This window comes from Noviherbaspirillum sp. FW303-A3, assembly GCF_058788695.1.
Genome location: NZ_JBYTAZ010000003.1, coordinates 22,972 through 37,783 on the forward strand (window position 1 = coordinate 22,972; position 14,812 = coordinate 37,783).

Annotated in this window: 12 protein-coding genes; 8 read left to right on the plus strand and 4 right to left on the minus strand. The window is 59.2% G+C overall.

Going from position 1 to position 14,812, the window contains the following annotated elements; genetic code table 11:
- Position 1 precedes the first annotated feature (1 nt).
- The gene (gene egtD / locus AC3WOY_RS27910; RefSeq protein ID WP_492429765.1) at positions 2-979 is read left to right on the plus strand and encodes an L-histidine N(alpha)-methyltransferase; all 978 of its coding nucleotides are present in this window, start codon (positions 2-4) and stop codon (positions 977-979) included.
- A 193-nt stretch (positions 980-1,172) separates the two neighbouring features.
- On the plus strand, positions 1,173-1,844 hold the full coding sequence (locus AC3WOY_RS27915; RefSeq protein ID WP_492429767.1) for a DUF924 family protein: 672 nt from the start codon (positions 1,173-1,175) through the stop codon (positions 1,842-1,844).
- Between the two features lie 235 nt (positions 1,845-2,079).
- On the opposite strand, the gene AC3WOY_RS27920 is transcribed toward AC3WOY_RS27915, so the two are convergent.
- Positions 2,080-2,661, minus strand: a complete 582-nt coding sequence (locus tag AC3WOY_RS27920; protein WP_492429769.1) for a CGNR zinc finger domain-containing protein — start codon at positions 2,659-2,661, stop codon at positions 2,080-2,082.
- A 353-nt stretch (positions 2,662-3,014) separates the two neighbouring features.
- On the opposite strand from AC3WOY_RS27920, the gene AC3WOY_RS27925 reads away from it, so the two are divergent.
- A complete protein-coding gene (locus AC3WOY_RS27925) occupies positions 3,015-3,887 on the plus strand; it encodes an alpha/beta fold hydrolase (RefSeq protein ID WP_492429770.1) in 873 nt (290 codons plus the stop codon).
- 248 nt (positions 3,888-4,135) lie between these two features.
- Entirely contained in the window at positions 4,136-5,020 is an 885-nt protein-coding gene (locus AC3WOY_RS27930; RefSeq protein ID WP_492429772.1) for a DUF427 domain-containing protein, read from the plus strand.
- A 95-nt stretch (positions 5,021-5,115) separates the two neighbouring features.
- Here the strand turns inward: AC3WOY_RS27930 and AC3WOY_RS27935 are convergent, their stop codons facing one another.
- On the minus strand, positions 5,116-5,808 hold the full coding sequence (locus AC3WOY_RS27935; protein ID WP_492429774.1) for a pyridoxamine 5'-phosphate oxidase family protein: 693 nt from the start codon (positions 5,806-5,808) through the stop codon (positions 5,116-5,118).
- Positions 5,809-5,917: 109 nt separating this feature from the next.
- Here AC3WOY_RS27935 and AC3WOY_RS27940 point away from each other — a divergent pair, with 109 nt between their 5' ends.
- Positions 5,918-6,820, plus strand: a complete 903-nt coding sequence (locus AC3WOY_RS27940) for a LysR family transcriptional regulator (protein ID WP_492429776.1) — start codon at positions 5,918-5,920, stop codon at positions 6,818-6,820.
- A gap of 105 nt (positions 6,821-6,925) precedes the next feature.
- Here AC3WOY_RS27940 and AC3WOY_RS27945 read toward each other — a convergent pair whose 3' ends face one another.
- On the minus strand, positions 6,926-7,252 hold the full coding sequence (locus AC3WOY_RS27945) for an ArsR/SmtB family transcription factor (RefSeq protein WP_492429778.1): 327 nt from the start codon (positions 7,250-7,252) through the stop codon (positions 6,926-6,928).
- Positions 7,253-7,405: 153 nt separating this feature from the next.
- Here AC3WOY_RS27945 and fusA point away from each other — a divergent pair, with 153 nt between their 5' ends.
- Entirely contained in the window at positions 7,406-9,514 is a 2,109-nt protein-coding gene (gene fusA, locus AC3WOY_RS27950; protein ID WP_492429780.1) for an elongation factor G, read from the plus strand.
- 47 nt (positions 9,515-9,561) lie between these two features.
- Complete coding sequence (locus tag AC3WOY_RS27955) at positions 9,562-9,954, plus strand: thioredoxin family protein (RefSeq protein ID WP_492429781.1); 393 nt, start codon at positions 9,562-9,564, stop codon at positions 9,952-9,954.
- Positions 9,955-10,344: 390 nt separating this feature from the next.
- Here AC3WOY_RS27955 and AC3WOY_RS27960 read toward each other — a convergent pair whose 3' ends face one another.
- Entirely contained in the window at positions 10,345-11,355 is a 1,011-nt protein-coding gene (locus AC3WOY_RS27960) for an AraC family transcriptional regulator (RefSeq protein ID WP_492429783.1), read from the minus strand.
- A gap of 168 nt (positions 11,356-11,523) precedes the next feature.
- Here AC3WOY_RS27960 and icmF point away from each other — a divergent pair, with 168 nt between their 5' ends.
- Positions 11,524-14,802, plus strand: a complete 3,279-nt coding sequence (gene icmF / locus AC3WOY_RS27965) for a fused isobutyryl-CoA mutase/GTPase IcmF (RefSeq protein ID WP_492429785.1) — start codon at positions 11,524-11,526, stop codon at positions 14,800-14,802.
- The last annotated feature ends 10 nt before the right edge of the window (positions 14,803-14,812 follow it).

A 14,812-nucleotide genomic window follows, 5' to 3' on the forward strand; every position in this document is an offset into this window, starting at 1 on the left:
GATGAACGAATTTGATATGGCACTTGTGAGGCCAAGCACTGCACTCAATGTGGCATTTCGTGCAGATGTGCTGGCTGGGATGTCTTCTGTGCAGCGAGCAATCCCGGCGCGATGGTTATACGACCACCTGGGCTCTCACCTGTTTGAGCGCATCACGCAACTCCCAGAGTACTACCCGACGCGCACAGAGCGCGCCATCCTGGCCAAATACATGCCAGAAATTGCAGCGTTTGTAGGACCTGGTCGAGCTGTGGTGGAGTTCGGTTCAGGTTCGTCCCAAAAGACACAATTGCTACTATCGGCTCTTAGGCCGTCTGCGTACGTTCCTATCGATATCTCGGGCGAGTTTCTCGGCGAGGCGATCGAGGCACTGTCGCGCGTTGTCCCGTCCCTGCCAATGTATCCGGTGGTGGCTGACTTCACGAAGCCGTTCAACATGCCGGAACTGGGCGGCGTGCAACGGATTGGCTTCTTCCCAGGCTCGACCATCGGCAACATGGTTGCACCAACGGCTGTGGACTTGCTGCGCAGCATGGCTGACACCCTTGGAGCAGGAGCGCAATTGCTGATCGGAGTCGATCGCATCAAGTGCGAAGAAATGCTTGTGCGAGCCTATGATGACGCGCAAGGAGTGACTGCACAGTTCAATCTCAACATCCTGCATCGGATCAACAGGCAGCTGAAGGGGAACATTCCAGTTGACGCATTCCGGCACGAGGCACGCTGGAATGATGAAGAAGCAAGAATTGAGATGCATCTGCGTGCCGTGAGAAGCGTGGAGTTCTCGGTGGCGAATGCCGATTTTCGTATGAATGCTGGCGAGACTATCCACACAGAAAACAGCATCAAGTATGGGCCACGGGATGCCAGGCTGCTGCTGAGGGCGGGTGGATGGACGCCGATTCAGGAGTGGGTCGATGACGACAAACTGTTCGCGGTAATCCTTGCCCAAGTCACCGACATGCGGATGGCGCCGTAGCAAGAGTTTGCCCGGCTCGGGTTACAACTCACCGAAGTTTAGAACGCGCTGTGAGAGAAAGACGCTGGTATGCATGGATTTCCCATTTTTTAGCCGGCGCCGGCTGCCGTGTACGCGCTACCGGGCATGCCACTAGTGCGAGACGCGATTCCTGGGCTCGAACTCCTCGATCGACTTCGCAGAAGAGGTGAACATGAGCTCGTTGCTTCAAGGCCTTGATTACAAGTCCACATACTTTCCCGACATGATTACGCATTCGATCCCTCTAGAAGCACAAAACGTCCTCGATTACTGGCTAGGCGATGCCCTTACTCTGGGTTGGCCGAGCATTGATCGCCACGCTCATTGGTTCCGCGGCGGCGCTGCAGTCGATGCCGAGATCCAATCGCGCTTCGGCACTTTGATACGGCAGGCGCTCGACGGCGCGCTGCTCGACTGGGAACGATCTCCTCTGGGGCGTCTGGCGCTGGTGATCCTGCTGGACCAGTTCACACGCAACGCCTTCCGCGGCCGCGCGGCGGCCTTTGCCGGGGATGCGCGCGCGCAGCGCCTGGTATGCGAAGCCTTGGCCGCGGACGAGGATGACGCGCTGCCGCTAGCTGGGCGCATCTTTCTGTATATGCCGCTCGAACATGCGGAAGACCTTGCGTTGCAGAAAGAGTCATTGCGCCGCTTCAGTGTGCTCGCCGTCGAGGCTCCAACCGTGTTGGCGGAAACCTTTGTGGAGTTACTGGACTTTGCACACCAGCACCACCGCATCATCGTGCAATTCGGACGTTTTCCGCACCGCAATGCGGCGCTCGGACGCGAGAGCACATACGAGGAAACCGTATTTTTGTTCGACGGACCGCGCTTCGGGCAATAACACGCGGCGATCCGAAACAATGAGTGGTTTTGAGCGCCACCGAAGGGTAAGCCGCGGTGCGCGCTCCTTTCACCCACGCGTCAGCCGGTGTCAGGCGCTGCAGCGTACGCAACGAGTCGGGCCATCGCAGCGGAAATTCGGATAGACCCATGGGTACGCGCACTCGTTTACCGCTGACTGCGCAAACACACCGGTTCGGCGCCCCCTGGCGGGCAACTGCGACGTAGGTCTAGTCTCAGGTTGCCGCAGCCTTACGGCTGCGATAAGCGGCTTGCTTGGCTCTGTTGCCGCAAATGTTCATGCAGCACCACCGCCGCCGATGGTCGCTGGTTGTATCGAGGAAGTGCAGCGCACAATTTGGTCCTTCGCAGCGCTTGACGTCAGTGAAGTCGGCGCTAGCCACCAGTTCCGCAAGGGCCTCGGCCACTGGTAAGAGCAGCGCGTCAGGAGCGCGCCATCGACGCTGGGTGACGAGCCTTAAGGCCAGGTGGTCCTCGTCGGTCGCGCCTTTGGAGCGCGGCACGATCTGACTGAACTTCTCGTCCCGCGCAAGGATGCGATTAAGCGGGTCTAGTTCAGTCAGAGCGACGCGGGTCAGCCGCTTCCCACGGTGCCGAGTGACGAAGTCTCGAAACCACTCGCGAAGTGCACGGGCTTGCGATGCAACTGCGTCAAGCTCACCGGGATTCGCCGACGCGCGCACTTCGTCGAGTACGGCTGATTCAACCAAACCGGCAGCATCAAGCCAGGCAAGCAGCTGCGCCCCATTGGCAAGCCACTCCACCTCTTCGTCAACAGGCACGGCAAGTGTGTTCAAGAAATCCAGGCCGCGTGAGTCAGCCAAGAACAACGGTGGGGGAGGTGTCTTAATCATTGGAAAGTGCTTCTCTAAGTAATCGTTTCATGGCATGCCGCCTAGAACGCTCAAACAGTACTTCACCTGAGGGTGGGTGCGCTGCACACGCGTATTCATACGCTCCCGGACGATCATCAACGGCTGGGAGCGCGCCAAGGGCGCAGCACATCTGTCCTTACTCGCATCTTTCGCGTCATGAACCGCTTTCGCTCAAATCATTGTAACCACTAAACTGTGCGTTGACAAGTTACTTTATTGTGGTAACCTGTATTTGGCTTTGTGGCCGGTTACGTAAATCATTTCAAGGGGTAAACATGACTGCAGTGATTAACAGGCGAGTAGATGTCGATGGTTTTGAGGTCTTCTATCGTGAAGCGGGGCAAGCAGACGCACCGACAGTGCTGCTGTTGCACGGCTTTCCGAGTTCAAGTCACATGTTCAGGAACTTGATCCCTCAGCTCGCGGATAAGTACCGAGTGGTGGCGCCAGATTTGCCCGGGTTCGGGCAGTCGGCTCTGCCAAGCCGCGATCAATTCAAGTACACGTTTGAGAACCTGGCCAAGGTGATCGATCGATTCACCGAAACAATCCGATTGAATCGCTTCGCGATCTACGTCTTCGACTATGGCTCGCCGGTCGGGTTGCGCTTGGCGATCAAACATCCGGAGCGCATCACGGCGATCATTTCTCAGAATGGAAATGCTTATGTTGAGGGCTTGAGCGATGGATGGAGCCCAATTCAGAAGTACTGGCGTGAGCCGACGACTGCGAACCGTGACGGGATTCGTCAGTTGCTGACACCGGAAACGACGATGTGGCAGTACACGCACGGCGTCAAGGACGTGACGAAGGTCTCACCTGATGGCTACTCGCTGGACAACTACTACATGACTCGCAATGGCATGCATGAGATCCAGTTGGACTTGTTCCTGGACTACGCGAACAACGTGGATCTGTACCCGAAGTTCCATGAGTACTTCAAGAAGCATCAGCCGCCGTTGCTGGCCGTGTGGGGTAGCAATGACCCATTCTTCCTTCCCGCCGGAGCGGAGGCATTCAAGCGCGACAACAAGAATGCCGTGGTGAAGTTCTTCGATACGGGGCACTTCGCGCTGGAGACCCACGCGGACGAGATCGGAATAGAGATTCGTGAGTTCCTGGCAGAGGTTCTGCCCAGCCGAACATGAGGTCGCGTGAATGATCCCGGAGGTAGGTCATCTTCGGGATGCCGGTTCCCGTTGCCCGTGTGCGGGCCGACGGGAACTAACGCATGAATCATCAATTGGCTGGATGAGTGGCCCGGCTGTGGGCTGGAGCTGCATTACCGCGACGACTCAAACCTCGCTAAATAAATTGATCCAGAGATAGCGGCTGAGTGTTGCAGGTGCATGATCCGGGATTCACCGGCCGTTCTCGTCAAAATTTCAGGAGATTAATGATGGGGCTTGGATGGCAACAAGGGCCGCTTGGCGCGACGTTGGGGCAGTTCCTGACGGCGCAGCCGATGCCAGATCGACTACTGTTCGCAGAGCCATTGCGCCGGCGCATGAGGGTCAAGCTAGGAGGTCAATGGATCGCGGACAGCGAAGACATCGTTTTGTTGCATGAGCCGGGGCGATATCCGGTCGCGTACTTTCCGAATGAAAATGTTCGCGGCGGTGTCCTGAAACTTGAGGACAATCGCACTACGCATTGCGACTTGGGCGACACCGTCTGGTTCAAAGCTTGCGTACAAGATCGGTCGGTTTCACATGCAGCCTGGCAGCATGTTGCGTTACCTGGTCATGCGAGCGTGCTGCAGGATCGTGTCGCTTTCGCCTGGCAGGCAATGGATGCGTTCTACGAAGAGGACGAACGAATCGTAGGTCACGCAGCAGACCCGTATCATCGAATCGATATTCGACAGTCGTCGCGACATCTGGTGGTTCGGAGCAGGGGGGAAATTGTCGCCAATACCCATCGGCCGCGGGTTCTCTTCGAGTCTGGCTACGCGCCACGTTGGTTTGTCCCTCGCGATGACATCAATGAGTCGGTGCTCGTGCTTGCCGACAAGGAAAGTTTTTGCCCCTACAAGGGCATCGCTAGCTACTACGACATTGGAGAGAGTCGGCAGGCTGCTTGGAGCTACAGACAAGCCTGGGCAGAGGTCGCGCGCATTTCGGACTTTGTCTCCTTCGAACCGGAGAAGGTCGACGTCTTCGTTGACGGAAACCAGTTGGGACTCGAGGTTGCTCAGCCCGTTCCCCTCTACGGATCCGACCGCAGGCTTGATCTTGAGGAACTGGCTGATCGAGCAGCGAACGCGAGCCGGGCAACCTGAAGGCGCAACTACAAGGCGGAAACGCTCGCAGCAGAAACTCAGCGATGAACTCTGATTGTAATCAGATGAAATCACACCCCCGGCCATTCCCGGGACTAGTCGCGTTGCCGGGTAACTTGCTCGAGAGCCTGCTCCAGCTCTGCAATCCGATCATCGCGTTCCTTTATGGCCGCTATCACATCTGCTGCTTCGAAGCGTTGTGGAATGTGTTGGGGACAGTTTCCATCTGTTATCGCCACCGTGAACACAATCGCTGCTGAGGGTTGAGCCTTGTAGCCCACTGGCATGAGCGATCGAATCAGTTCCTGATCGTCCTCGATGACCTTTGCGGTTCCAAACACCTTGATCCGACGTTTGGTTGGGTAGTCGATGAACAGGAACTGAGCCCTTGGATTCTCCTGGAGGTTGCCCTGCGTGATGTATTGCCGGTTTCCCTCGAAGTCAGCGAAAGCGATTGTTTGTTCGTCGAGTACCCGCAGAAATCCGGGTGGCCCCCCGCGATGCTGCACATGGGGTTGCCCGTCGGCGCTCGCTGTCGCAAGCACTGCACTCGTTTGGGCTTCGATAAACCGCCGCAGGTGTTCGTCGATGAGACGGTACCAACTACCCGACGCATCCACCTCTGCGTACATCGCGCGCGAGCCACGGCGTTCCTGTATCGACCTGACTCGCTCGCTGAAGGCCAAATGGGTCGTGGGAGTGCTTGCCGTCTTCTTGTCGGCTTGGTTATTCGGCTGCGACGCAGGGGGCGCTGCGTCATTGCTGTGAGTGGTTGGTTTACTTGGCATGAATGTTTCCTTGCAAGGACGACGAAAAACTCGAACAGCCAATTTAGATAGTTTTTTATTAGAGAACTAGCCTTTCAATCTGGAAGTCAGTATCTTAAATATTGAAAATATGGACCGCATTGAAGCCATGTCCGTCTTCGTAGCTGCTGCGGAAGAAGGAAGTCTTTCAGCCGCAGGGCGGCGACTGCAAATGCCGCTTCCCTCAGTTAGCCGGAAGCTCGCCGACCTGGAAGCCCATCTTGGTGTCAGGCTCATGATCAGATCGACCCGGCAACTAACGTTGACGGATGCGGGGCGCGACTACCTGGTCGCGTCTCGCGAAATCCTGGACCGTGTGACAGAAGCCGAGCGCTCTGCCGTTGGAGGTCAAACGAGTCCGCGTGGAGAATTGGTCATTGCAGCGCCGCTGATGTTCGGGCGTTTTCATGTGCTACCTGTGGTCATGGATCTTTTGAACCAGTTCGGCAGTGTCAATGTTCGTTTGGTGCTCAGCGACACCAATGCAAATTTGCTCGAGGAGAGCATCGATGTGGCCGTGCGCATTGGGGAGCTGCCCGATAGCAGCTTGACCGCAAAACAGGTGGGCGAGGTCACAAGAGTTGTGTGCGGTAGTCCTGTCTACCTCAAAAAACATGGGATGCCGAAAGCCCCTTCCGATCTACGCAACCACGAGTGTGTGACCTTCGGGGGGCTCTCGTCTTCTCTCGCGTGGTCATTCTCCACTTCGCAGGGAACAATCCGGGTGCCGGTTCGCTCTCGGTTGATCGTAAACACGGCCGATGCGGCAGTGGCTGCGGCGACGAACGGCGTCGGTATTATCCGGGTGCTCTCTTACCAAGTCGCCCCGCAGTTCGCACGACATGAACTGATTCGGCTCCTCAAGGAGTACGAACCGAGTCCCCTTCCGGTGAACTTGCTCTATGTGCGCCAGGGAAGCCTCCCCGCAAAGACACGCCGCTTCCTGGAGCTCGCAGCTGAACGGCTCACACGGGCGCTAGCCAGAAATGGATAGCGAGGAGGGGGGGCTATAGGGGGTTTGTCGAATCGACCGGGAGGAGCCTGACATCGGTTGTGGAATGCCGCTTTGTCGGCAAGTGCAGTAAATATTGCTTCTCGGCTAGCTGTCGAGCGACGACAGGAGCGCCGTCAGTAGTCCCGGAAAGCGAGCGTCAAGGTCCGCACGTCGCAGAGACAGGAGCTTCTCGCGCCCATTTGGGCGCTGCCAGATCACACCGGCATCCCGAAGCACACGCCAGTGACGCGTCATAGTGGATTTGGTTTGCCCAAGAAGCAGTGATCCGCACGCGTGCTCCTTTCCTGAGGCGAGTATTCGGACCACACTGAGGCGCAACGGGTTTCCTAGCGCATTAAGAACGTTTTCGAGGCGGATTTGTTCTCGCTCTGGGTGCGTGTAAATCATGAAAAAGGACTTTCGGCCTGGCATGTGAATTTTCCCGAGAAGGAAAGTTAGTTCTCTAAAGCACGAAGAAAGATTATACAGTATGATTGTACGCGTACATGTAAACTATACCCACCAAGTCGCAATTGTCGAGAATGACCTTGGCAGTGCACCTGGTGAAAGGACATCAAGACCATCATGACCCGCCATACTCCCCTCGATCGCTACCGCAACATCGGCATCTCGGCCCATATCGACGCCGGCAAGACCACGACGACCGAACGTATCCTGTTCTACACCGGTGTGAACCACAAGATCGGTGAAGTGCACGACGGTGCTGCTACCATGGACTGGATGGAGCAAGAGCAAGAGCGCGGCATCACGATCACCTCGGCTGCCACCACCTGCTTCTGGAAGGGCATGGACATGTCCTACCCCGAGCACCGCTTTAACATCATCGATACCCCCGGCCACGTGGACTTCACCATCGAAGTGGAGCGTTCCATGCGGGTACTCGATGGTGCCGTGATGGTCTATGACTCTGTGGGTGGTGTGCAGCCCCAGTCGGAGACCGTCTGGCGTCAGGCCAACAAGTACAAGGTTCCGCGCCTTGCCTTCGTCAACAAGATGGATCGGGTCGGCGCAGATTTCTTCCGGGTGCGACAAATGATGTTGGATCGCCTGAAGGCTAACCCCGTGCCCGTGGTGATCCCGATCGGTGCGGAAGAAGGCTTCAGGGGTGTGGTGGACCTGCTCAAGATGAAGGCCATTATCTGGGACGAAGCTTCGCAAGGCATGAAATTCGACTACCAGAACGTTCCTGTCGACCTCATCGAATCCGCCAAGGAATGGCGTGAGAAGATGGTTGAAGCCGCTGCCGAAGGCTCCGAAGAGCTGATGAACAAGTACCTGGAGGAGGGGGACCTCTCCGAGGAAGATATCAAGCTCGGCCTGCGCACGCGCACGATCGCCACCGAAATCCAGCCTATGCTGTGCGGTTCAGCCTTCAAGAACAAGGGTGTGCAGCGCATGCTGGACGCCGTGATCGACTACCTGCCTTCGCCCGTGGACATTCCTCCCGTAAGCGGTACTGACGAAAACGAGGCGCCGACCTCGCGCATGGCCGCCGATGAAGAGAAGCTGTCAGCACTGGCGTTCAAGCTGATGACCGATCCGTACGTAGGCCAACTCACGTTCGTTCGCGTGTACTCGGGCGTGCTCAAGAAGGGTGACTCTGTCTTCAACCCCGTCAAGGGCAAGAAGGAGCGTATCGGCCGTATCGTGCAGATGCACGCTAACGAGCGTAAGGAAGTGAACGAAATCCGCGCCGGCGACATCGCAGCCTGCGTGGGCCTGAAGGAAGTGACCACCGGTGAAACCCTGTGCGATCCCGATGCCATCGTGACGCTGGAGCGCATGGTGTTTCCCGAGCCCGTGATTGCACAGGCCGTGGAGCCCAAGACCAAGGCTGACCAGGAAAAGATGGGTATCGCACTGCAGCGGCTGGCTGCCGAAGATCCGTCCTTCCGCGTGAAGACCGACGAAGAATCCGGTCAGACCATCATTTCGGGCATGGGCGAGCTCCACCTGGAAATCATCGTGGATCGCATGAAGCGTGAATTCGGCGTGGAAGCCAACGTGGGTAAGCCCCAGGTGGCCTATCGCGAAACTGTGCGCAAATCGGTGTCCGATGTCGAAGGCAAGTTCGTGCGCCAGTCCGGTGGTAAGGGCCAGTACGGCCACGTCGTGTTCTCGCTCGACCCGCAGGAAGCCGGCAAGGGCTTCGAGTTCGTCGACGCCATCAAGGGCGGTGTGATTCCTCGCGAGTACATCCCAGCGGTGGAAAAGGGCGTGATCGAGGCGCTGAACAGTGGGGTGCTGGCTGGCTACCCGGTGGTGGACGTGAAGGTCACGCTGACCTTCGGTTCGTACCACGATGTGGACTCGTCCGAACAGGCGTTCAAGATGGCTGCTATCTTCGGATTCAAGGAAGCTGTGAAGAAGGCAAACCCCGTGATCCTCGAGCCCATGATGGCCGTGGAAGTAGAAACGCCCGAAGACTACGCCGGCAACGTTATGGGTGACCTGTCCTCCCGTCGCGGCATGGTGCAGGGAATGGACGACATGCCCGGCGGCGGCAAGGCCATCAAGGCCGAAGTGCCCCTGTCCGAAATGTTCGGCTACTCGACCTCGCTGCGCTCCGCAACGCAAGGCCGCGCCACCTACACGATGGAATTCAAGCACTACGCGGAAGCCCCGCAGGGGGTGGCGAAAGAGGTCGTTACCAATCGGCAAGGTACTAGGTAGCTGCCCAGTGCGCAAATGGAACGGTAAAGCCCAGAAGGATTCCGCAGATGCACAGCAGCCCATCCACCTTGCCCGATGCCACTCCCGCCGCCAGCTCATCGGGTGGTTGGTGGGCCGTGTGCCTGTGTGCCGACTGGTGCGGAACCTGCCGCGACTACCGTGTCATCTTTGACGCTCTAGCCCAGTCCCATCCGCACGTGCGTTTCGAGTGGGTGGACATCGAGGACGAAGCCGAACTCGCGGGCGACCTCGATGTGGAAACCTTTCCGACTCTGCTGATCGCCGATGGCGCGAACGCACGCTTTCTAGGGCCATTGTTGCCCCAGGTAGCAGTACTGGCGCGGTTGCTCTCCAACCTGCAGGCGGGGAAAGATGAGCAGACAGCGGGGGACGACGCGCAAGAGGTTTTCGAGCGCGTCCGCGCGGCGCGCGCCCGCTGAGGGCGCTGGCAAGGCATCCCCGATGAGGCCAGGCGACGGCCAGCCGCTCGCCCAACCCCGTCTTATCGCCCAAGGAAATCTTGCATCTTGGTTCTCGGCAACCATCGATCAAAGCTTCACCCGTCTCGTGAAGGCCGGGAAGTTGATGCGTGTTGGCCGCGGCACCTATGTCGCGCCGGTAGTGAGCAAATCCGGCCAGCGCGCACCGGCTCCTGAACGGGTGGTTGCTTCTCTCGCTGAGAAAAAAGGAGTGGCAATTACCCTAAGCGGTGAGCCATGCGGCACGAGAGGTGCGCGGGGCGCACCCTGCAGGGAGAAGGCTGGAAAGGGCGTCAAGCTTCTTTACGAATATGAAGCGCCTGTACGTAAAGATCTTTTACGTGCAATGGTTCATCGCCGATGCGCGAGCAGCCGGTATTCCCCCGGCGAGGCGCCTGCCCACTTCTTGAACGCGCGGTGGAAGGCGCTGGCTTCGGCAAATCCCAGTTCCACCGCGATTTCCGCCACGCTCTTTGTCGTGTGGCAGAGGTAATCGATCGCCATGTCGCGCCGCAGCTGGTCCTTGATCGCCTGGAAGGATTGTCCCTCGTCCTCCAGCCGGCGGCGCAGCGTGGACGGCGCCATGTTGAGGGTCTTCGCGATGAATTCGAATTCCGGCCACTCGTCGCTGCCGGCAGCGCGCAGGCGCCGCCGGATCTGCGCGGTAAGGCTGTTGGTGTTCTTGTACTTGAGGACGATGTTGGCCGGCGCATTGCGCACGAATTCCTTCGCCGTGCGTTCGTTCTGGATCACCGGCAGGGCCAGGTAGGAACGGTCGAAGCGGATTGCGGTGCGGCTTTCATTGAAGCTCAGCTGCTCGCAATACATGAACGCGTATTCCGCGCTGCGCGAGGGCTCCGGATAGGCGAAGGCGGCCGCCAGCAGCGGGATGCGCCGGCCGATCAGCCAGCAGGCAAGGCCATGCTGCAGCATCAACAGGGTCTCGTAGCCAAACACCCGCGGCGCGGCGGCACCGGGCGTTTCGCGTATGGTCAGCAGCGCGTGGCGGCCTTCGGTCTCAATCGCGCAGTGGAAGTCATCCAGGATGAGGTTGAAGAACTTCGTCATGCGCGACAGGGCGGCGGACAAGGTGTCGCAGCTCACCAGGATGTGGCTGAGCATTGCGAAACTGCCGACCTTCATGCGCCGCGAATCCTGGCCGAACAGCTCGTCGTCCAGCACCCGCGCCACGGCCAGCCACAGCGCGCTGAAATTCTGCGCGGTGACCCTGCCCTGAGGCGCCTGCAGCACTGCGGCAGAAATGCCGGTTTCCCGCAGCAGCGGCTCGATGTCGATGCCGCGCGCCAGCACAGGCTCCAACGCCGACCGTACAAAGTAAATCGAAACACTGCCTTTTTGCATTGCGCAAGTCTACAAGCAAGAGACGGTCATGCCGCCAAAAATTGCCAAAAAGGAATCACATATGGCCAAACTTTCCATCATCTATGGAATTTTTCGGCATCGTCGTCCATGACGCCGCTTTCTATACTTTGCCCAGACTCCATTATCCGTCCACGCAAAGGCCATTCCATGACAGACCTGTCCGAATCCACGAAGCTCACCGAATACAAGCCGGCCAACAAGGTCCGTTTCGTGACCGCTGCCTCGCTATTCGACGGCCACGACGCCTCGATCAACATCATGCGCCGCATCCTGATGTCCAACGGTGCGGAAGTCATCCACCTCGGCCACAACCGCTCGGTCGATGAGATCGTCACGGCGGCGCTGCAGGAAGACGCGCAAGGCATCGCCATTTCCAGCTACCAGGGTGGCCACGTCGAGTACTTCAAGTACATGATCGACCTGCTGAAGCAGCGCGGCGGCGCGCACATCAAGGTGTTCGGCGGCGGCGGCGGCGTGATTGTGCCGTCCGAGATCGCCGACCTGCATGCGTATGGCGTGGCGCGCATCTTCAGCCCCGAAGACGGCCAGCGCCTGGGCCTGGCAGGAATGATCCTGTCCATGATCCAGATGTGCGACGTCGATCTTTCCACGTATGCGCCTACCGAGCTGGAATCCCTGACCGCCGGCGAGATCATCGAGCGCCAGCGTCCGCTCGCGCAACTCATCACCGCGCTGGAAAACGGCAAGGTATCCGCGAAACTCAAGACCGAACTGCACAAGGCTGCCGACACCATCCAGACGCCGGTCCTCGGCATCACCGGCACTGGCGGCGCCGGCAAGTCTTCGCTGACCGATGAACTGATCCGCCGCATCCGCCTCGACCAGGACGATGCGCTCAACATCGCGGTCGTCTCCATCGATCCGTCCCGCCGAAAATCCGGCGGTGCGCTGCTCGGCGACCGCATCCGCATGAATGCGATCAATCCGTGGAACTGCCAGTCGCGTGTCTTCATGCGCTCGCTCGCGACGCGTGAGGCAGGGCTGGAAATTTCAACCGCGCTGCCCGACGTGATCGCCGCCTGCAAGGTGGCCGGCTTCGACCTCGTGATCGTCGAAACTTCCGGCATCGGCCAGGGCGACGCGGCCATCGTGCCGCACGTGGATGTATCGATGTACGTGATGACGCCGGAATTCGGCGCCGCGTCGCAGCTGGAAAAGATCGACATGCTCGATTTTGCCGACTTCGTGGCGATCAACAAGTTCGACCGCAAGGGCGCGCAGGATGCGCTGCGCGATGTCGCGAAGCAATACCAGCGCAACCGTGAATTGTTCATGAAGAAGCCGGACGAAATGCCGGTGTTCGGCACGCAGGCTTCGCGCTTCAACGACGACGGCGTCACCGCGCTGTACCAGGGCTTGCTGCCGAAGCTGACTGAACTCGGTCTCAAGGCCCGACCGGGCAAGTTGGAACCGGTCAACGTCCGCTTCTCTTCCGGAAAGAACGCGATCGTGCCTCCGGCCCGCACCCGCTACCTCGCCGAAATTGCCGACACCGTGCGCGGCTACCACAAGAACACCGCGAAACAGGTCAAGCTCGCCCGCGAACGCCAGCAACTGCAGGAAGCCAGGCGCATGGCCGCCGCATGCAACAAGGCGGCCGACCTCGACGACCTGATCGTCGAACGCGACAATGCAATGGACGCGGGCGCCAAAAAACTCCTCACCTCGTGGCCCGACATGAAGGCCGCCTATGCCGGCGACGAATATGTGGTCAAGATCCGCGACAATGAAATCCGCACACGCCTGGTCCAGAAGAGCCTGTCCGGCACAAAGATCCGCAAGGTGGCATTGCCGCGCTACGAGGACGACGGCGAAATCCTGCGCTTCCTGATGGCGGAAAACGTCCCGGGTTCCTTCCCGTACACCGCCGGCGTATTCGCCTTCAAGCGCGAGAACGAAGACCCGACCCGCATGTTCGCCGGCGAAGGCGACGCCTTCCGTACCAACCGCCGCTTCAAGCTGGTGTCCGAAGGCATGGAGGCCAAGCGCCTGTCCACCGCCTTCGACTCGGTCACGCTGTACGGCGCCGACCCGGCCCCGCGTCCCGACATCTACGGCAAGATCGGCAACTCCGGCGTGTCAATCGCCACGCTGGACGACATGAAGGTGCTGTACGACGGCTTCGACCTGTGCGCGCCCAACACCTCGGTGTCGATGACCATCAACGGCCCGGCGCCGACCATCCTCGCGATGTTCATGAACACCGCGATCGACCAGCAGATGACCAAGTTCCGCGCCGACAACAAGCGCGAGCCGACGGACGACGAAGCCGCCAAGATCAAGGAATGGGTGCTGGAGAACGTGCGCGGCACCGTGCAGGCCGACATCCTCAAGGAAGACCAGGGCCAGAACACCTGCATCTTCTCGACCGAGTTCTCGCTCAAGGTGATGGGCGACATCCAGGAATACTTCGTGCACAACCGTGTGCGCAACTTCTACTCGGTATCGATCTCGGGCTACCACATCGCCGAAGCCGGCGCGAACCCGATCTCGCAACTCGCCTTCACGCTGTCGAACGGCTTCACCTTCGTCGAAGCCTACCTCGCGCGCGGCATGCACATCGACGATTTCGCGCCCAACCTGTCGTTCTTCTTCTCCAACGGCATGGACCCGGAATACACGGTGCTCGGCCGCGTCGCCCGCCGCATCTGGGCGGTCGCGATGCGCGACAAGTACGGTGCCAACGAGCGCAGCCAGAAGCTGAAGTACCACATCCAGACTTCCGGCCGCTCGCTGCACGCGCAGGAAATCGATTTCAACGACATCCGCACCACGCTGCAGGCGCTGATCGCGATCTACGACAACTGCAACTCGCTGCATACCAATGCGTACGACGAGGCGATCACCACGCCGACCGACGAATCGGTGCGCCGCGCGCTCGCGATCCAGCTCATCATCAACCGCGAGTGGGGCCTGGCAAAGAACGAGAACCCGAACCAGGGCAGCTTCATCGTCGAGGAACTGACCGACCTCGTCGAGGAAGCGGTGCTGCAGGAATTCGAACGCATCGCCGAACGCGGCGGCGTGCTGGGCGCAATGGAAACCGGCTACCAGCGCGGCAAGATCCAGGAAGAGTCGATGTACTACGAGCACCTGAAGCACGACGGCACGCTGCCCATCATCGGCGTCAACACCTTCCGCAATCCGAAGGGTGAAGCGATGCCGCAGACACTGGAACTGGCCCGCTCGACTGACGACGAAAAGCAGTCGCAGCTGAACCGTCTCGCGGACTTTCAGAACCGCAACGCGGCCCAGGCCCCGGCCATGCTGCAACGCCTGCAGCAAACCGTGATCAACAACGAGAACGTGTTCGCCGTGCTGATGGACGCGGTGCGGGTGTGCTCATTGGGCCAGATCAGCAATGCGTTGTTTGAAGTGGGCGGCCAGTACCGCCGCAACATGTAACCTGAATCAG

Excerpts from the sequence above, each read along its gene's own strand:
- egtD (WP_492429765.1), top strand. The coding sequence starts at position 2 with ATGAACGAATTTGATATGGCACTTGTGAGGCCAAGCACTGCACTCAAT.
- AC3WOY_RS27915 (WP_492429767.1), top strand. The coding sequence starts at position 1,173 with ATGAGCTCGTTGCTTCAAGGCCTTGATTACAAGTCCACATACTTTCCC.
- AC3WOY_RS27925 (WP_492429770.1), top strand. The coding sequence starts at position 3,015 with ATGACTGCAGTGATTAACAGGCGAGTAGATGTCGATGGTTTTGAGGTC.
- AC3WOY_RS27930 (WP_492429772.1), top strand. The coding sequence starts at position 4,136 with ATGATGGGGCTTGGATGGCAACAAGGGCCGCTTGGCGCGACGTTGGGG.
- AC3WOY_RS27935 (WP_492429774.1), bottom strand. The coding sequence starts at position 5,808 with ATGCCAAGTAAACCAACCACTCACAGCAATGACGCAGCGCCCCCTGCG.
- AC3WOY_RS27940 (WP_492429776.1), top strand. The coding sequence starts at position 5,918 with ATGGACCGCATTGAAGCCATGTCCGTCTTCGTAGCTGCTGCGGAAGAA.
- AC3WOY_RS27945 (WP_492429778.1), bottom strand. The coding sequence starts at position 7,252 with ATGCCAGGCCGAAAGTCCTTTTTCATGATTTACACGCACCCAGAGCGA.
- fusA (WP_492429780.1), top strand. The coding sequence starts at position 7,406 with ATGACCCGCCATACTCCCCTCGATCGCTACCGCAACATCGGCATCTCG.
- AC3WOY_RS27955 (WP_492429781.1), top strand. The coding sequence starts at position 9,562 with ATGCACAGCAGCCCATCCACCTTGCCCGATGCCACTCCCGCCGCCAGC.
- AC3WOY_RS27960 (WP_492429783.1), bottom strand. The coding sequence starts at position 11,355 with ATGCAAAAAGGCAGTGTTTCGATTTACTTTGTACGGTCGGCGTTGGAG.
- icmF (WP_492429785.1), top strand. The coding sequence starts at position 11,524 with ATGACAGACCTGTCCGAATCCACGAAGCTCACCGAATACAAGCCGGCC.